Origin of the sequence: Thiohalocapsa sp., assembly GCF_022340605.1 — a bacterium.
Lineage (GTDB): Bacteria > Pseudomonadota > Gammaproteobacteria > Chromatiales > Chromatiaceae > Thiohalocapsa.
Window position 1 is genome coordinate 1 of the sequence record NZ_JAJDNQ010000081.1, and the last position, 17169, is coordinate 17169.

Genomic DNA, 17169 nt, shown 5'->3' on the forward strand with positions numbered 1-17169 from the left:
AGCAGCGCTCGTGGGAGCGGCACGCTTGGTGCCGCGACCGGCGGTCAAGCAGCACACCACGCCCCGAGTAACTAGCAAGCGTCGGGCAACCTCGCAGCCGTCGTCGCGCCACAAAAAGCAGTGGCGCTCCCACACCGGCGCGCCCGGAGCAGCCGTTACGCGAGCAGCGCTCGTGGGAGCGGCACGCTTGGTGCCGCGACCGGCGGTCAAGCAGCACACCACGCCCCGAGTAACTAGCAAGCGTCGGGCAACCTCGCAGCCGTCGTCGCGCCACACAAGGCAGTGGCGCTCCCACACCGGCGCGCCCGGAGCCGCGGCTATGCGAGCAGCGCTCGTGGGAGCGGCACGCTTGGTGCCGCGACCGGCGGCAGGACAGTTGCCGTAGGTCGGGCCGTCGTAGGAGGCCCGACACACAGGCGATTCCCTCGATGGCCGCTACGAGCGGCTTCACAAGCGCTAAGCGGCCGTTCTGGCCGCGGGCGCCGGCAGCGCACTTCGCACTTGCCTCAACAATAACGCATATCTTGCGCGCATGCTCAATAGAACGGCAGAAAATTGCCAGAAGTGAGCTATTCCGCGCCATGTTAGCAATCAACTGCGGGGGCAAAGCGCGCAGACTATTCGCGTCGGCCACAAGCCGGCACGCGGGTTGCGCCCACAAGGCAGCGGCTCCCAACCGTGGCTCCAACGCCCGTCGCCGCAACCCGGCGCGGGCCGGAGCCGCCACCCCCTAGCCACTGGCCCCTAACTCCTACCCCCTCATTCGCCGCCATGTTCGACCACCGCAAATACCGCCCCGCACCGACCGTATCGTTGCCCGACCGCACCTGGCCGGACCGCACCATCACCCGCGCCCCGCGCTGGGCCAGCGTGGACCTGCGCGACGGCAACCAGGCGCTGCTGGCGCCGATGAATGTCGCGCAGAAGCAGGCGCTATGGCGGCTGTTGGTGGATGTCGGCGTGAAGGAGATCGAGGTCGGCTTTCCGTCGGCGAGCCAGCCGGACCACGACTTCGTGCGCTGGCTGATCGAGGAGCGGCAGATCCCGGACGATGTCACCATCCAGGTGCTGGTGCAGGCGCGCGAGGACTTGATCGAGCGCACCTTTGCGGCCCTGGACGGTGTGCCGCGGGCCATTGTGCACGTCTACAACAGCACCTCGCCCGTACAACGGGAGTGGGTGTTCGGGCGCGACCGTGACGGCATCCGCGACATTGCCATCCGCGGTGCGGAGCTGCTGGCGCGGGAGGCGGCCAAGTACCCTGGCACGGACTGGACGTTCCAGTACTCGCCGGAGAGCTTCTCGCAGACCGAGCCCGAATACGCCGTGGAGGTCGTGAACGCGGTACTCGATGTCTGGCAGCCGACGCCGGAGCGCCCCTGCATCATCAACCTGCCGGCGACGGTGGAGTCGGCGAGCCCCAACGTCTTCGCCGACCAGGTCGAGTGGTTCTGCCGCCATCTCGACCGGCGGGATTCCGTGGTCGTCTCGCTGCACACCCACAACGACCGCGGCGGCGCCGCGGCGGCGGCGGAGCTGGGCCTGCTGGCGGGTGCCGACCGGCTGGAGGGCACGCTGCTCGGCAACGGCGAGCGCACCGGTAACATGGACCTCATCACCGTCGCCATGAACCTCTACAGCCAGGGCGTGGACCCGGGGCTGGACATGCGCGATCCGAACCGCATCATCGACGTGGTGGAGCAGTGCACCGGCATCAGCTGCCACCCGCGCCACCCCTGGGTGGGCGAGCTCGTCTACACCGCCTTCTCCGGCAGCCACCAGGACGCCATCAACAAGTCGCTGCGCCACCAGCGCGCCGACGCGGAACTACCCTGGCAGGTGGCCTATCTGCCCATCGATCCGGACGATGTCGGGCGCAGCTACGAGGCCGTCATCCGCGTCAACAGCCAGTCCGGCAAGGGCGGCATCGCCTTCGTGCTGGAGCGCGACTTCGGGCTCAACCTGCCGCGCTGGTTGCTGCAAGCGTTTGCGCCCATCGTGCAGCGCGAGAGCGAGCAACGCGGCGGCGTGATCGACGCGGAGCGCATCCATGCCCTGTTCCGCGAGCACTTCGTGCAGGATGGTGCCCCGGCGCGCCTGCTGGGCTATCGGCTCAACCGCAACGGTCATGACCACATCGAGGCGCGTATCGCGGTGGACGGGGTCGAGCGGTCCATCGCCGGCAGCGGCGACGGCGCTATCGCCGCCTTCGCCGACGCCTGGCGGCAGGCTTTCGGCACCGAGGTGAACGTCGCCGACTACCGCGAGCATGCCATCGGCGCCGGCACCGATGCCGAGGCGGCGGCCTATGTGCTGCTGACCCTCGACGGCCGCCAGGTGCCGGGCGCCGCTATCGACCGCGATACCGTGGGCGCGTCGCTGCGGGCCGTGCTCTCGGCCCTGAACGGCGCTGAGCTGGAGCAGCGGGAAGGGACGCGGCCGGGTCTCGACGACGCCGGTGCTCGGCGGTCCGAGCAGCGCACACCGGCGGTCTGACCGCGCATGCGGGGCAGGCCGCGGCGTGTGTCCGCGGCGGCCCCGGCGGGTGCGCGTCAGGCCGCCGCGCAGTCGGCGGCGTCCTCGCCGAGGTGCGACGTCAGCCATTCGCGCACCTGGTGGCTCGACCGGGAGCCGCTGAAGCGCCCGCACTCCTTCCCGTTGCGGAACAGGATCACCGTCGGGAAGCCGCGCAGCCGGTAATGGCCCGCGAGCTTCATGTTCTCACCCTCGTCCACCTCGACCTTGGCCAGGCGCACCGTGCCGTCGAATTCGTTGACAACGCGGTTCAGGTGAGGGGTCAGCTGATGGCAGGGCGCGCACCACTCGGCCCAGAAGTCCACCAGGATCGGCTGGTCCTGAGAGGCGGCGATCACTTCCTGCTCAAAGCGCTCGAGGTCGACATCGAAGGCGTGTGGGCTCGTGTCGTGGTTGTGGAACAGCATCTGCGGCATCCTGATGTGATCGGTTAACGGCGCAACTGACGGCCGGCGGCAAAGTCTAAGGTTGCGGTGGGCGATTCGCGACGACTGAAGCACGGCGACGGCGATCGACCCAGCATCTCCGAGTGTAACGATTGGGTGCTGCCCGCGTCTCTGCGGGCCGTCTACCCCTTTGCGGCAAGGGGTGGAGGCAATCAGGCCCGATGCGCTATTGTTGCAGGTTTAGCAATGCCACGACCAACACGCGGGTTCAGCCCATGACCGACGTCCTCACGCAACGCGCTGCCTATCCCACCACCCGCATGCGCCGCATGCGCCGCGACGACTTCTCGCGCCGGCTGATGCGCGAGACGACGCTGACCCCGGACGACTTCATCTACCCGGTGTTCGTGCTGGAAGGCAGCGGCCAGCGTGAGCCAGTGCCGTCCATGCCGGGCATCGAGCGCATGAGCATCGACCTGCTGGTGGAGGAGGCGCAGATCATCGCCCGGCTCGGCGTGCCGGCGATGGCGCTGTTCCCGGTGACGCCAATGGAGGCCAAGTCCGAGGACGCGCGTGAGGCCTACAACCCGGACGGCCTCGCCCAGCGCGCGGTCAAGGCGCTCAAGGACGCCGTGCCGGGGCTGGGCGTCATGACCGACGTCGCGCTGGACCCCTTCACCACCCACGGCCAGGACGGGCTCATCGACGAATCCGGCTACGTGATGAACGACGCCACCGTCGAGGTCCTGGTGCGGCAGGCGGTGTCCCATGCCGAGGCCGGTGCCGACATCGTCGCCCCGTCGGACATGATGGACGGGCGCATCGGCGCGGTGCGCGCGGCGTTGGAGGAGGCCGGACAGATTCACACCCGCATCATGGCCTACTCCGCCAAGTACGCCTCCAGCTTCTACGGCCCGTTCCGCGACGCCGTGGGCTCGGCCGCGAACCTCGGCGGCGGCAACAAGTACACCTACCAGATGGACCCGGCGAACACCGACGAGGCCCTGCACGAGGTGGCGATGGACCTCGCCGAGGGCGCCGACATGGTGATGGTGAAGCCCGGCATGCCCTACCTGGACATCGTCCGCCGCATCAAAGATCGCTTCGGCGCGCCGACCTTCGTGTATCACGTGAGCGGCGAGTACGCGATGCTCAAGGCCGCAAGCCAGAACGGCTGGCTGGAAGAGCGCGCGGTGGTGCTGGAGGCGCTGACCAGCTGCAAGCGCGCCGGCGCCGACGGCATTCTGACCTACTACGCCAAGCAAGCCGCGGAATGGCTCTCCGAATGAGCGGCCAGAGGCTGGCAGCCAGGGACTAGATTGCTTGAAGGGCCGAAATCTTTGCAGACGCGTCACGTTTTGTGTACACCGCGGCAGGGCTCTGAAAGGGCCAAGGACCAAGGGCCGGCACGGCAATCGAGCGGTTCTGTGCGGTCGCGTTTTGGGCCTTAGGCCTCGGCCCTCGGCCCTTGTTGCATGCCCGAAGTCGATCGACGCGACATTCGCCGCCTCATGTCGTTGTCGGTCTGAGGCAGCGCCTCGCTAGTGCTTCGCTGCGGGAATTCCGCGTCCGGGGTCCCTCGTGGTCGTGGTCGTAATCGAATATCCGGACAATTGAGATCACGATGACGACCACGACAACGACAACGACAACGACCTCAGACGGTCTCGGGACTTGCGCACTGGTGCACTAGGAAGACCGAGTGCTAGCCCCTAGCCCCTAGCCCCTAGCCCCTAGCCCCTAGCCCCTAGCAGCTAGTCCCTGATTCGACGTGGATAGATACGCCGTTATCGGCAACCCCATCGCCCACAGCAAGTCGCCGCAGATCCATGCCGCCTTCGCCCGGCAGACCGGGCAGCGCATGGAATACGGCCGGCTGCTGGGCAGCCTGGATGACTTCGCTGGCGACGTGCGCGCCTTCGTCGCCGACGGCGGCCGCGGACTCAACGTCACCGTGCCGTTCAAGCAGGCGGCATGGAAGCTGCTCGCGGACCGCAGCCCGCGCGCCGAGGCGGCCGGGGCCGTCAACACCATCATCGTCCTGGACGACTGCCGGCTGCGCGGCGACAACACCGACGGCGTCGGTCTGGTGCGGGATCTGGTGGACAATCAGGGCTTCGACTTCGCCGGCAAGCGAGTGCTGCTGCTCGGTGCCGGCGGCGCGGCGCACGGCGTGCTCGGCGCGCTGCTCGACGCGGGTCCGGCGGCGCTGACCATTGCCAACCGCACCGCCGCCAAGGCGGTGGATCTCGCCCGGGCGGCGGCCGATGCCCGAATCGACGGCTGCGGTCTCGGCGACCTTGCGGACCGCAGCTTTGACCTCATCGTCAATGCCACGTCCAGCGGGCTGGAGGGCGGCGTCCCGGACCTGCCGGACGGCCTGCTGGCCGCCGGCGCCTGGACCTACGACATGGTCTATGGCGATGCGCCGACACCTTTCTGCCGCTGGGGCGAGGCGCGGGGGGCGGTGCGCGCGCTGGACGGGCTCGGCATGCTGGTGGAGCAGGCGGCGGAATCGTTTCGGCTCTGGCGCGGCGTGCGGCCCGAGACCACGCCGGTGATCGCCGAGCTGCGCCGGGGCCTGGCCGGTCCACCCTAGTGCAACAGCGAGCAAGCGCAGAGACCGTCTTGGGTCGTTGTCGTAATCGTGAGTGATCTCAACCGCGCGGATAGTCGCTGACGACTCCGATAACGACAACGACAACGAGGGAGGCCGGTCTCGGAAGTTCCGCAGCGAAGTACCAGCCCGGCTCAGCCAGCCGCGCACCGGCCCTGTACTCAATTCCAACTGGCTGCAAAGCGGGAGGAGTCCTCATGCGTATCTCCGTCCTTGGCACGGGTCTGCTCGGCAGTGAGATCGCGCTGCGTCTCAAGGCGCAGGGATTCGGCGTCAGCGCCTGGAACCGCACCGCGGAAAAGGCCGCGCCGCTCGCAACCGCCGGCATCGCGCTGCCCGGTAGTGCTGCAGACGCGGTCGCGGTCGCGGACGCGGTGCTGCTGCTGTTGGCGGATGCCGCCGCCATCGAGGCGACGCTGTTCGCGGCGGACACTGAGCCCGCGCTCGCGGGTCGGATCATCGTGCAGATGGGCACCATCGCACCGGCCGAGAGCCGCACCCTGGCGGAGCGGGTGGCGGCGGCGGGCGGCGAGTACCTGGAGTCCCCCGTGCTCGGCAGCCTGCCGGAGGCACGTGCCGGCAAGCTCTTCGTCATGGCCGGCGGCGATCCGGCGCTGTACGAGCGCTGCCTGCCCGTGTTCGAGGCCCTGTCCGAGACCCCGCAGCGCATTGGCGAGCTGGGCCAGGCGGCGGCGCTGAAGCTGGCGCTAAACCAGCTCATCGCCGGCCTCACGGCTACCTTCTGTCTCAGTTTGGGACTGGTGCGCAAGGAGGCGCTGGACGTGGAGCAGTTCATGACCGTGGTGCGCGGCAGCGCCCTCTACGCCCCGACTTTCGACAAGAAGCTGGACAAGTACCTGAGCCACGACTACGGCAGCGCCAACTTCCCGCTGAAGCACCTGCTGAAAGACGTGCGACTGATGGAAAGGGCCATGAGCGATGCCGGCATCGACACCGCCACGCTCCGGGCGATTGCCGCCGCGGCCGAGCGCGGCGTCGCCGCCGGTTTCGGCGAGGCCGACTACTCGGCTCTGTACGAGGCACTCAATCAAGGGGCTGGGGATTAGTACCCCGTTTCAGCCAATTTTGCAGGGCGCCAACCCGGGTGGGGCTGGAGCCGAGTAACCTGGTCGAAGTCTCTGCTCGTGGTCGTGGTCGTAATCGGATACTCGACAACGACAACGAAAGCAAAATTGGGAGAAACGCTGCATTAGGGCTCATGCAGCGATGTGAAGATTCCGAGACCGGGCTTGGGCGGACGCTTGTCCGTGTCGCCCTCCAGGGCGACACGGATAGCCACTGCAAGCGCCCTCGGCATTTCCGCGACGGTGCACTAGGTCCCGGCACTCAACAGATCACTATCTTTCCAGCTTCTCACTATCTTTCCAGCTCCCAGTTCCTCATCATGTTCGCCGACTCGGACCTGCCCTTCACCCACAAGCCCGGCCGTCGCGAGCGCCACCTGCGCCGCCGGCACGTGAATCCGTTGTTCGGCTGGCCGCCGCAGGAGGTCGCGCCCGAGCGCCTGCTGGACGCCCAGCGCGCCGATCACGAGGAGCTGGAGGCTTTTCGCCACTCCTTCCGGGGCGTCGTGCAGCGTGCCGTGGACCTGCCGCCGGACGCCGGAAGTGACCTGGTCCTGGAGCTGAAGACCGACCTGGAGCGCCACTACGAGCAGGCTTGTGGGCTGCCGGAGGACCAAACGGAGCCGAAGGCGGCACTGGCCAAGCTCATCGACGTCATCATGCGCACGCTTCTGCGCCACGTGGGCGACGATGCCACGGCCCACCAGGAGCTGGCCGACGAGGCCGCCGCCCGCCAGATCCATTTCCGGCTGCTGGAGCAGCCACTGGTGGCGGATCTGCTGCACCCGGAGACGCCGATCCTCCCGCAAGAACTGACTCCGTCGCTGCTGTCCGCCACCGACTCCGAGTTGGCGGCCGCCTGCGAGCTGTTCGACGGTCAGCAGCTCGCGGTGATCCGCGATGAGGCCGAGGCCCTGGCGCAACGCCTGGCGGAGAGCAGCGTCGTTGTCGACGGTCTCGACCGGCGTCTTGACCACCTGCGGCGAGCCGAGGCGGATGCCACCGGTGCCCGCCGTGCCGACTGAGCGTATCTGCCGGCCGCAGTCGATCGTGTGCACCCGGCGTGCACCGCTGCTCCTGCTCGGTTTGGTCGCGGGGCTCACCGCCGGCGCCGCGCCGGCTACCGCGGACGAGGTGTCCGCCGCCCGGGAGGTGCTGCCGCCGCGGATCGAGGACTGGCTCCCGCGTGACTGGTGGGTGCCCGTGCAGGCGGTCGGCGGCCGGATCGACGAGGACGCCTACGACGATCTGGTGGTGTTGGTGGAAAGGCGCACCGACGCACCGGATGATCCAGCCTTCCCGCGCGGCTCGCGCGGGCTGTTCATTCTATTCGGCGATGCCGTCGGCGGCTGGCGGCGTGGCCAGCTGGCGGCCGGGCTGCTGCCCTGTGTGGACTGCCTGAGCACGCTTGGCGGCACCATCGGCTCCGCGGTCTTCGACTTGGAGGTCTCCGAGGACGGGCTGGTAGAGGTGGGCTGGTTGGAGCGCGGCCGCCTCACCAAGGCGGTGCAGCTCCAGATCGGCTGGGATCAGACGCACCGTGCCCTCGGACTGTACTCGGATGACATCCGCATCATCCGGCCGCAAGGCGGGCGCAGCCACGTCCGCCGCGACTATCGCGCCGGGCGCATGTGGGTGGATGGGGTCCCGCGGCCGATGCCCGCGCGCTTCATTCCCATCGAGCATGTCTTGGCGCAGCAATATTGAGCCGCCAAGTCGCAGCGGTGCACCGCCCTCCGGCCCTTGCAAAAGGCCGCAGTTCCCTTAATACCGAACTGCATTGGCCGCTGGTAGTGCCGTGCCCGGCGATGGCCGCCGCCCGGCGCGGGATTTCCGCCGGGCCGCCCCGACCCCCAGGGAGTTGTATGCGTGCAAATGCCGACGCGTCGTCCGACCGCAACGAGGACGCGGCCACGGTCGGGCACGCCGACTGAGCCAGTCCGTCACGTGTTTTCCCGCATGTCTCCCCCGCCGCGCCTACCGTCCGCGCTGCGCAGCCTGCTGGGGGTTCTGCGCTCGGTCGGCACCTATTACCGGCCCTCGCGGCGTGCCGCGCTGGACCAGATGCACGCGCGCTTCGCCGGCCGCGGCGACCTCGGCTTCGACATCGGCAGCGACGTCGGCGACCGGGTGGCGAGCTTTCGCCGGTTGGGCATGCGGGTGGTGGCGGTGGAGCCGCAGCCGCTCCTGGCGCGGTTTCTGCGGCTATTCTACGGACTCGATCCCAAGGTCACCGTGGTGCAGGCGGCCGTCGGTGCCGCACCGGGCGAGCTCATGATGCACTTGAACCTGGATAATCCCACCGTCAGCACGGTGTCCACGGACTTCATCCACGCCGCGGAGACCGACCGGGCCTGGTGCGGCCAGCACTGGGAGCGGGACGTAGCGGTGCCGGTGACGACCCTGGACGCGCTGGTGCGGCGCTTCGGCGAGCCGCGCTTCGTCAAGATCGACGTGGAGGGCTTCGAGGACCAGGTGCTGCGCGGGCTGAGCAGCGCACCGCAGGCGCTGTCGTTCGGGTTCACCACCATCCAGCGGCCGGTGGCGCGAGCGGCACTGGCGGAGTGCCGGCGGCTGGGCCTGTACCGCTTCAACGCCGCCCTCGGCGAAAGCCCACACCTGCTGCACCCGGCCTGGCTCTCCGGCGACGGCATCCGCGCCTGGCTGGACGCGCTGCCGCAGCACGCCAATTCCGGCGACATCTACGGGCTGCGGTGATGCCCAGCGCATCCGCTACGGTTGCGTGCCAGCACCGAGTCCCAGAGCGGAGTGCCAGAGCAAAGTCCCGGAATGGCGTGCCAGAATAGGGAGCCCCCCGGACCCGGAAACCCGTGTCCGGCCCCCAGGCGAGTTGTCGCCCGCCGAGTTGGCTGGGCAATTCGCATGCGCTGACCTGGTCGCGCTCGCGAGCCCCTTCGAGGGCGACGGCGTGGCCCATGCCGAGGCCCCGGCGCACGCGCTGGCGGTGCGGGGTCCCGCGGCTGGTGCCGTCGCCGACACGGCGCCGGCCGATGTCGGCATCCCGGTGGAGTCGGACCGCGGGCACGCACTGCGCGAGGCGCTCCCCCCAGCTCACCGGGACGCATCCGCGCGGTCGCCGCGCCGCCCGCGCCGCGCGAGCGATACGGCAGCTCCCGGACTGGTCCACCGCCGCCACCCACTTCGCTGAGGCCATTGCCGATGTCTGACTTCAACGACCACTGGCTCGCCCTGCGCGCATCGGCGGACAGCGCCGCGCGGGCCGATCACCTGGTGGCGACGCTCGGCAGCCTGCCGGTGCCGGCGCACGGTGGCCTCAAGGTGCTGGATCTCGGCTGCGGTATCGGTGCCAACCTGCGCCACCTGGCGCCGCTGCTGGCGGCCGCCGGCCATGCGCACCAGCAGTGGACCTGCGTGGATCGCGATTCCGCGCTGCTGGCACGCCTGCCGGCGCGCACCCATGCCTGGGCGGATGCCAGGGATCTGGCCTGCGCGGGCACCGGCGCCGGTCTGCACATTCAAGCGGACGCCTGGCAGGCCGACGTCGCCTGGAAGGCGATGGATCTCGCGGTCGACGTCAACCGCCTGCCGTTGCCCGCCGGCGGGTTGGTGACCGCCTCGGCGCTGCTGGACCTGGTCTCGGAGCGCTGGCTCGCGATCCTGCTGCGGCGCTGCCGCACGGCCGGGTGTGCGCTGATGCTCGCGCTCAGCTACGACGGCCGCTGCGGTCTCAGCCCGGCGCATCCGGACGACACGCGGGTGATCGGCCTGGTGAACCGCCATCAGCGCATCGACAAGGGCTTCGGCCTGGCGCTTGGACCGGGCGCGGCGGCCACGGCCGGTCACCGCTGCAGCGTGCTCGGCTACCGCGTGCGGGCGGCGCCCAGCGACTGGCACATCGGCCCGGAGCTGGCCGAGTTGCAGCGCGTGCTGCTCGATGGCTGGCGCGACGCCGCGGCGCAGATGGCCGACGCCGACGCGGCCGGATGGCTGGACGACTGGCATGCGGCGCACTTGGCCAGCATCGAGGGCGGCACGCTGCAGATGGTTGTCGGGCACATGGACCTTGTGGTCCTGCCATGACGCTGCCGTCGTGCGCCGCACGGCGGCCGGATCACGGATGGCGCTGATGCCTGGGATGGATCAGCGCCGAGCACGCCTGGCGGTGCTCGCGGCCGCATACCTGCCGGGATTGGTCCGGGCCGCCAGTGCCCTTCTGAGCGCGCGCAGATCGGGCTCAGCGCGCAGATCAGGTCCGAGCGCGTAGGTCGGGCTGAGCGATAGCGAAGCCCGACGAGGGGATGGCACCGCACGGGTCGGGCGGAGGGCCAGCGAAGCCCGACACGGGAATGGCAGCTACTGCGGCGGTCGCGCCCACCGGCGTCAGCCCGACCGACAGCAGCCCCCGCGGATGCTCACAGGAAGTCCCCACCGACGGCGCGATAGCCGAACACGATCTCGCCGCGCCTGCCGTCGTTGAGCACGAATTCGCCGATGCCGTTGCGGCCGTCCACATCGAGGATGATGTTGGCGAAGCCGGTGCTGCCGTCGTCGCACCACACCCTGAAGTCCGCCCGGGTATCGCCGGCGAAGGCGTCGTAGCGGCCGCGGCAAATGTTGGAGCCGTTGGTGACCGTGAATGCGGCGATGAAGGGCTGCGAGATGTAGCTGCCGCGGTAGAGGTCGTCATCGAACACCACGACGAACGGGCCGTTGGTGACCTGGCTCGGGTCCGGTTGGTCGAAGCGGGTCGCGCGGTAGTGGGCGAGCACCGACGTCATGCAGGTGTGCTGATCGTGCATGGGGATGCCGCGGCAGAGTATGCGCGCGTACTGGATGGGCTCGACGTCGGTGAAGAGCAGGTTGTAGTTGATCTGCCCCTTGTTCTCGGCGCAGCCGGCGACGAGGCCGATGACCGCGATCAACAGGGCGGGCAGGGCCGACAGGGAATGACGGGCTGCTCGGCTGACGTGCATGACTCCCCCGATGTTGCTGCCGCGGCCGTTTGCGTGGCCGCGGCACAACTATAGCGCGCTATAGGGGAAATCAGGTTCATAGATCGGGGATTCCGTGCCCGTATAGGTCAGGCTGAGCGTTAGCGAAGCCCGTCGCGGGCACGGGGTCGGCGCCGTCGGTCGGCCCTCCTGGCGTCGGCCCGACTTACGACGGCCGCGTGCCTTGGAGCCGCGAACGGATTTCGTTTTGTCTTCAGGCGCCCGTGGGTCGCTCGAACAGGTAGTGGCCCACGTACCACTCGCTGCCGTCGCGGAAGCCGAAGAACTCCGCGCAGCCCATGAAGAAGAGCCGCCAGCGCATCCACCACAGCGCCGCGTCGTCGGCGCCGTAGGTCTGCTCCAGGATTGGCATGATGCGCTCGCGCGCGGCATCCTGCTTGGCGAGCCAGGCGTTCAGCGTGCGCTCGTAGTGGCGGCCGTTCCAGCGCCAGCGGTCGAGGAGCTTGAGCTGGTCCTGGAAGTACAGCGGCAGGTCGTCGCTCGGCATGATGCCGCCGGCGAAGAAGTAGTGGCTCATCCAATCCTCGGGGCCCCTGTCCTCGTAGGGATAGGGATGCTCGTGGTGACAGAACACGTGCATGAAGAAGCGCCCGCCGGGCTGGAGCCAGCCGTGCACGCGGCCGAACAGCACCCGCCAGTTGCGCATGTGCTCGAACATCTCCAGCGACACGATGCGGTCGAAGCGGCCGGTGGTGTCGAAGTCGTTCATGTCCGCGGTGATGACGGTGAGGTTGCCGATGCCGCGCCGCTCGGCCTCGCCCTCGATGAAGGCGCGCTGGGAGGCCGAATTCGATACCGCCGTGAAGCGGCTGCCCGGAAAGCGCTCCGCTGCCCACAGGCTGAAGCTGCCCCAGCCGCAGCCGAGCTCCAGCACGTCCTGTCCGTCCGCGATGCCGGCGCGCTCGGCGGTGGTGGCAAGCGATGCCTCCTCGGCAGCGGCGAGGTCGTCAACGCCGTCGGGCCAGTAGCAGCAACTGTACTTGCGCCGCGGGCCGAGCACGATGTCGAAGAACTCCGCCGGCACCTCGTAGTGCTGCTCGTTGGCGCGCTCCGGAACGGCGGCCACGGGGGCGGCGTCCATCAGGGCCAGGAAGTCCCGCTTGTGCGCCCAAGCCGCCTCCGGCTCCGCGCCCGGCAGCTCGTCGGACATCTTCTTGAGTCGCTGGCGGATGCCGGCGCGCACCACCGGGTCCGGTACCCGGCCGCGTTCCACCCAGTCGAGGATTCTGGCTTCGGAGATGGGCATGTCTGCTCCCGTGGCGTTTGTCGTCGTGCAGATGTCCAGGTATTGCCCAAGGTGGGGCGTTGCAAGCGGGATCGCCTCAGATAAGCGAGCTGCCGCCCGGAGCCGGCCACGTGCTGGAGGCGATCCTCTACCGCGGTGAGCTGCCCCGTGGTGAGGTCCCCGACCTGCTCGGCGCCCGCGACCGCAGCGCCCGGCGATGCGTGACACCGCAGAGCGGTGTCACGGGAACAAAAAGGGCTCTGACCCTGAGGTGTCGGCCCTGAGGTGTCCCCACGAATTGCGCCGCACCGCGTCGCTCGCCACCTTGCCGTCGGTCTGTCGCAGGCCGTTGATCAGTCCCGCTCGTCAGTCGGTCTCGGTCACCAGGGCGGCGAGGTCCGGTGCCACGCCGCCGAGCAGCGCCGGGGTTATCCGGTAGGGTGCGGCGAGTTGGAAGCTGGTGGCGTAGGCGCCGTGTTCCGGGGCCCGATACACCGGATGGCTCGCCCCGGGATGTCCATGAGCCAGGCTTCGGGAATGCTGAAGCGGGCATAGAGCGGGAGCTTTTGCTCGCGGTCGCAGGGCAGGCTGCTGTCGGCGATCTCGATGACCAGCAGGACATCTTCTGCCTTTGGGTGCTCGCTGGTGTAGAAATCGTCCCGCGGCCGGAGCACGGCGATGTCCGGCTGTGGGGCGCTCAGGTCGCCGAGCAGGATCGGTCTTGAGTGGAGACGATGGCGCGGCGGCCGAGGGCTTCGATGAGGAGCAGGTTCAAGCGCTTGGTTTGGCCGCGTGGGGCGGGGCGATCGGCGGCATGTCGATCATCGCGCCTTCGATGAGCTCGATCCTGGCGTCCGGCGCGAGCCCGCCGGCCTCGCCCATGCGGAAGAACTCCCGCACGGTGACATCCAAGACGGCTCTCGGGCCGATCCGTGTCCGTGTCGCCATGGAGGGCGACACTCCCGCCGTCCCTGGGAGTGTCGACGCCGATGACGGATTGCGCGAAGGTCCGCTGGCTCAGCCGCGGAGCACGCGGCCGGTGCGCCCGTCGCGGATGGTGGACGGGCGCGGTTGTGTGCCGCAGCGGCCGGTGACGATCAGGTCGGGCGCATCGCCGAGCTGGCGGCGGACGGCGAGCGGTGTGCGGGCGGGCGCGAGGTCGCTGCGGTTGGCGCTGGTGGAGACCAGCGCACCTGAGCCGATGTGGCCGCCGTAGCGGGCGCAGGCGCGGCACAGCGCGGCGGCAATGGGGTGGCCGGTGACGCGCACGGCCAGCGTGTCGTGGGCGCCGGTGAGCCAGCGCGGGGTCTCGGGGCGGGCGGGCAGGAGCCAGGTGTTGGGGCCGGGCCAGGTGGCACGGATCTCGGCCATGCGCGCGGGCGCGAGCGGCTCGACGTAGGGGCGCAGGGCGTCGAAGTCGGCGGCGATCAGGATCAGGCCTTTGTCGATGTCGCGGCCCTTGATGTCCAGGATGCGCAGCACCGCGTCGGGGTCGAGCGGGTCGCAACCCAGGCCGAAGACGGCCTCGGTGGGGTAGGCGACGACGCCGCCGCCGCTGACCCGGCGGGCGGCCTCACGCAGGCCGAAGGGGGTGGTGCCGAGGCTGCGCATGGATGAAGTCAGGGGCCGGGTGACGGCGGCTAGACGCGCTATACGCGGGCGCGCGTGGTGAAGCCCGCTTCGAGGCTGGGCGAGTATTCCGTATAGGTCGGGTTACGCCATCGCTAACCCGACCTACCTGCGGAATCTGGCTTCTCGGCGTAGGGCATTTCCAAGGTCAGGACGCCGTCTCGACCTCGGTCTCCTCGGCCGGTGCGGTGTAGCCGCACTCCTTCTGCGGGCAGACCTTTTGTGCGCCCTTGGTCTTGGTGACCTTGAGCGTCAGGATGGGCCAGCCGCACTGCGGGCAGGGCTCGTCGAGCGGCTGGTTCCAGACGGCGTAGTCGCACTTGGGATAGGTGGAGCAGGAGAAGAAGACCTTGCCGCGGCGGGACTTTTTCTTCTGCAGCGTGCCTTCGCCGCACTTCGGGCACTTGACACCGGTGTCCACGGGCTTTTCCAGCGGCTCGATATAGCGGCACTTGGGATAGGCCGTGCAGCCGATGAACTTGCCGTAGCGCCCGCGCTTGATGGCAAGCTCCGAGCCGCACTCGGGGCAGGTGCGGCCCTCGACGATTTGCGGCTCGTCCTTTTCGCCCTTTTCTTCGTCCAGGTTGCGGGTGTACTTGCACTCCGGGTAGTTGGTGCAGCCGATGAACAGCCCGTTGCGCCCGAGCCGCTTGGAGAGCTGACCGCCGCACTCGGGGCACTTCTCGTCGATGGTCTCCTGCGTTACGTCCTTGCGCTCGACGTTCTCGTGCGTGTGGTCCACGCGGTCCTTGAAGGGCCGCCAGAACTGCTCCAGCAGCGGAATCCAGTCCTCTTCGCCGCGGGAGACGGCGTCCAGTTCGTCCTCCAGCCGGGCGGTGAAGTCGTAGTCCACGTAGGACGTGAAGTGCTCGGTGAGGAACTTGTTGACGATGCGGCCCACGTCGGTGGGCAGGAAGCGCTTCTTCTCCAGCAGCACGTACTCGCGCTCTTGCAGCGTGGAGATGATGGATGCGTACGTGGACGGCCGGCCGATGCCGAGCTCCTCCAGCGCCTTCACGAGTGATGCCTCGCTGTAGCGCGGTGGCGGCTCGGTGAAGTGCTGCTCGGGGCGGATGGCGAGCAGGTCCACGAGCTGGCCCTCGGTCATGTCGGGCAGCATGCGTTCCTCGTCGTCGTCGGCACTCGTGGCGTCGTCGCGGCCCTCCAGGTAGACGCGCATGAAGCCGGGCTCGGCCACGGTGGAGCCGGTGGCGCGGAACAGGTTGCCATCGCCGGCGGACAGGTCCACTGCCACCTGGTTGATGAGCGCGTGCGCCATCTGGCAGGCGAGGGTGCGCTTCCAGATGAGCTCGTAGAGCTTGGCCTGGTCGGCGGTGAGGTGGGCCTTGATGTCCTTCGGGACGTTGCGGATGGACGTGGGGCGGATCGCCTCGTGCGCCTCCTGGGCGTTCTTGGACTTGGTCTTGAACGCCCGTGCCTGTGCTGGCAGGTGGTCGGCGCCGTAGCGCTCGCCGATGTAGTCCCTGAGCTCCGCGATGGCCTCCTGCGCCAGGTTGACGGAGTCGGTACGCATGTAAGTGATGAGTCCAACAGCGCCCTGGCCGATGTCCACGCCCTCGTAGAGCTGCTGAGCGGTGCGCATGGTGCGCTGGGCCGTGAAGCCGAGCTTGCGCGCCGCCTCCTGTTGCAGCGTGGAGGTGATGAAGGGCGGCGCCGGGTTGCGCTTGCGCTGCTTGCGCTCGACCTTCTCGACGCGGAGCTTGCCATCTGCCGCCTGTTGCAACGCCGCCTCGACCTCGCGGGCGCGGGCCTCGCCAGTGATGCTGAATTGCTCGACCTTCTCGCCGCCGAACTGGGTCAGCTTGGCGCTGAAGGGCTTTTCTTCCGCTTTGGCGTCTGCCTCGACGGTCCAGTACTCCTGGCTCTGGAAGGCCTCGATCTCCAGCTCGCGCTCGACGATGAGCCGCAGCGCCGGGCTCTGCACACGCCCGGCGGAGAGACCGCGGCGGACCTTCTTCCACAGCAGCGGGGAGAGGTTGAAGCCTACCAAGTAGTCCAACGCCCGGCGCGCCTGCTGGGCGTTCACCAGGTCGTAGGACAGCTCGCGCGGGTTGGCGACGGCGTCGTTGACGGCGCGCTTGGTGATCTCGTTGAAGACCACGCGGAACACCGGCCGCTCACCGATCAGCTTGCGGTCGTGCAGCAGCTCGTAGAGGTGCCAGGAGATGGCCTCGCCCTCGCGGTCCGGGTCTGTTGCCAGGTAAAGGGTGTCGGCCTTCTTCAGGAGCTTGGCGATGGTCGAGACGTGCTTCTCGTTGCGGTCGATGACCTGGTACTTCATCTCGAAGTTGTGCTCCGGGTCCACCGCGCCCTCCTTGGGCACCAGGTCGCGCACGTGCCCGTAGGAGGCCACCACCTCGAAGTCGGGACCGAGGTACTTCTTGATGGTCTTGGCTTTGGCGGGGGATTCGACGACAACGAGGTGCATGAGGATGTCCGGGAGCGGGGTCGAGGGGCGACCTAGGAAATACGAAAGCCCAAGGTCGCGTCAAGGTGGGGACGGCGGGTGTGCAGACACAAGGTGCGGGGCGCGGGATCGCCGACAGCGGTCGCCAAGCCCCCGGCGGCGGGAGCGCCTGGCCGAGATTCGCGTTGCTCAGGGCGCAGGCGGCCGGGGACGGAGTTCCGAATGGCGCTGCTGCTGCGGGGTTGCTGCCATCGGGCCAGCGTCAGCGCG

The 17169-nt window shown here is 68.9% G+C and carries 15 protein-coding genes and 1 pseudogene; 8 read left to right on the plus strand and 8 right to left on the minus strand.

Annotation, left to right across the window (positions count from 1 at the left end; translation table 11 throughout):
* Positions 1–771 precede the first annotated feature (771 nt).
* The gene (gene leuA, locus LJE69_RS11030; protein ID WP_296924864.1) at positions 772–2496 is read left to right on the plus strand and encodes a 2-isopropylmalate synthase; all 1725 of its coding nucleotides are present in this window, start codon (positions 772–774) and stop codon (positions 2494–2496) included.
* Positions 2497–2552: 56 nt separating this feature from the next.
* On the opposite strand, the gene LJE69_RS11035 is transcribed toward leuA, so the two are convergent.
* The gene (locus tag LJE69_RS11035; RefSeq protein ID WP_296924866.1) at positions 2553–2942 is read right to left on the minus strand and encodes a thioredoxin domain-containing protein; all 390 of its coding nucleotides are present in this window, start codon (positions 2940–2942) and stop codon (positions 2553–2555) included.
* A gap of 254 nt (positions 2943–3196) precedes the next feature.
* On the opposite strand from LJE69_RS11035, the gene hemB reads away from it, so the two are divergent.
* The 7 genes from hemB to LJE69_RS11070 all read left to right on the plus strand — a co-directional run bounded on the left by hemB (position 3197) and on the right by LJE69_RS11070 (position 10685).
* Entirely contained in the window at positions 3197–4210 is a 1014-nt protein-coding gene (hemB, locus tag LJE69_RS11040; RefSeq protein WP_296924868.1) for a porphobilinogen synthase, read from the plus strand.
* A gap of 482 nt (positions 4211–4692) precedes the next feature.
* Complete coding sequence (aroE, locus tag LJE69_RS11045; RefSeq protein WP_296924871.1) at positions 4693–5520, plus strand: shikimate dehydrogenase; 828 nt, start codon at positions 4693–4695, stop codon at positions 5518–5520.
* Positions 5521–5735: 215 nt separating this feature from the next.
* On the plus strand, positions 5736–6605 hold the full coding sequence (locus LJE69_RS11050; protein WP_296924874.1) for an NAD(P)-dependent oxidoreductase: 870 nt from the start codon (positions 5736–5738) through the stop codon (positions 6603–6605).
* 338 nt (positions 6606–6943) lie between these two features.
* Positions 6944–7648: a hypothetical protein gene (locus LJE69_RS11055; RefSeq protein ID WP_296924878.1), complete on the plus strand. Its 705-nt coding sequence runs from the start codon at positions 6944–6946 to the stop codon at positions 7646–7648.
* A gap of 25 nt (positions 7649–7673) precedes the next feature.
* Complete coding sequence (locus LJE69_RS11060) at positions 7674–8330, plus strand: hypothetical protein (protein ID WP_296924881.1); 657 nt, start codon at positions 7674–7676, stop codon at positions 8328–8330.
* A gap of 252 nt (positions 8331–8582) precedes the next feature.
* A complete protein-coding gene (locus tag LJE69_RS11065; protein ID WP_296924884.1) occupies positions 8583–9341 on the plus strand; it encodes an FkbM family methyltransferase in 759 nt (252 codons plus the stop codon).
* A gap of 462 nt (positions 9342–9803) precedes the next feature.
* The gene (locus tag LJE69_RS11070) at positions 9804–10685 is read left to right on the plus strand and encodes a class I SAM-dependent methyltransferase (RefSeq protein WP_296924887.1); all 882 of its coding nucleotides are present in this window, start codon (positions 9804–9806) and stop codon (positions 10683–10685) included.
* Between the two features lie 332 nt (positions 10686–11017).
* Here LJE69_RS11070 and LJE69_RS11075 read toward each other — a convergent pair whose 3' ends face one another.
* From LJE69_RS11075 to topA, 7 genes and pseudogenes are all read right to left on the minus strand, one after another.
* Positions 11018–11578, minus strand: a complete 561-nt coding sequence (locus tag LJE69_RS11075) for a hypothetical protein (RefSeq protein ID WP_296924889.1) — start codon at positions 11576–11578, stop codon at positions 11018–11020.
* A gap of 232 nt (positions 11579–11810) precedes the next feature.
* A complete protein-coding gene (locus LJE69_RS11080) occupies positions 11811–12863 on the minus strand; it encodes a cyclopropane-fatty-acyl-phospholipid synthase family protein (protein WP_296924892.1) in 1053 nt (350 codons plus the stop codon).
* A 345-nt stretch (positions 12864–13208) separates the two neighbouring features.
* On the minus strand, positions 13209–13337 hold the full coding sequence (locus LJE69_RS11085) for a hypothetical protein (protein ID WP_296924894.1): 129 nt from the start codon (positions 13335–13337) through the stop codon (positions 13209–13211).
* Positions 13338–13381: 44 nt separating this feature from the next.
* Positions 13382–13558: pseudogene (locus LJE69_RS21010) on the minus strand (Uma2 family endonuclease); the annotation flags it as partial.
* A 55-nt stretch (positions 13559–13613) separates the two neighbouring features.
* A complete protein-coding gene (locus LJE69_RS11090) occupies positions 13614–13754 on the minus strand; it encodes a hypothetical protein (protein WP_296924897.1) in 141 nt (46 codons plus the stop codon).
* Between the two features lie 105 nt (positions 13755–13859).
* Positions 13860–14453 (minus strand): Sua5/YciO/YrdC/YwlC family protein, encoded by a 594-nt coding sequence (locus LJE69_RS11095; RefSeq protein ID WP_296924900.1) that lies wholly within the window; start codon positions 14451–14453, stop codon positions 13860–13862.
* 166 nt (positions 14454–14619) lie between these two features.
* The gene (gene topA / locus LJE69_RS11100) at positions 14620–16920 is read right to left on the minus strand and encodes a type I DNA topoisomerase (protein ID WP_296924903.1); all 2301 of its coding nucleotides are present in this window, start codon (positions 16918–16920) and stop codon (positions 14620–14622) included.
* Positions 16921–17169 lie beyond the last annotated feature (249 nt).

Coding starts and splice junctions, on each gene's coding strand:
- LJE69_RS11070 (WP_296924887.1), top strand. CDS start 9,804: ATGTCTGACTTCAACGACCACTGGCTCGCCCTGCGCGCATCGGCGGAC.
- LJE69_RS11080 (WP_296924892.1), bottom strand. CDS start 12,863: ATGCCCATCTCCGAAGCCAGAATCCTCGACTGGGTGGAACGCGGCCGG.
- LJE69_RS11095 (WP_296924900.1), bottom strand. CDS start 14,453: ATGCGCAGCCTCGGCACCACCCCCTTCGGCCTGCGTGAGGCCGCCCGC.
- topA (WP_296924903.1), bottom strand. CDS start 16,920: ATGCACCTCGTTGTCGTCGAATCCCCCGCCAAAGCCAAGACCATCAAG.
- LJE69_RS11050 (WP_296924874.1), top strand. CDS start 5,736: ATGCGTATCTCCGTCCTTGGCACGGGTCTGCTCGGCAGTGAGATCGCG.
- hemB (WP_296924868.1), top strand. CDS start 3,197: ATGACCGACGTCCTCACGCAACGCGCTGCCTATCCCACCACCCGCATG.
- LJE69_RS11035 (WP_296924866.1), bottom strand. CDS start 2,942: ATGCTGTTCCACAACCACGACACGAGCCCACACGCCTTCGATGTCGAC.
- LJE69_RS11055 (WP_296924878.1), top strand. CDS start 6,944: ATGTTCGCCGACTCGGACCTGCCCTTCACCCACAAGCCCGGCCGTCGC.
- leuA (WP_296924864.1), top strand. CDS start 772: ATGTTCGACCACCGCAAATACCGCCCCGCACCGACCGTATCGTTGCCC.
- LJE69_RS11065 (WP_296924884.1), top strand. CDS start 8,583: ATGTCTCCCCCGCCGCGCCTACCGTCCGCGCTGCGCAGCCTGCTGGGG.
- LJE69_RS11075 (WP_296924889.1), bottom strand. CDS start 11,578: ATGCACGTCAGCCGAGCAGCCCGTCATTCCCTGTCGGCCCTGCCCGCC.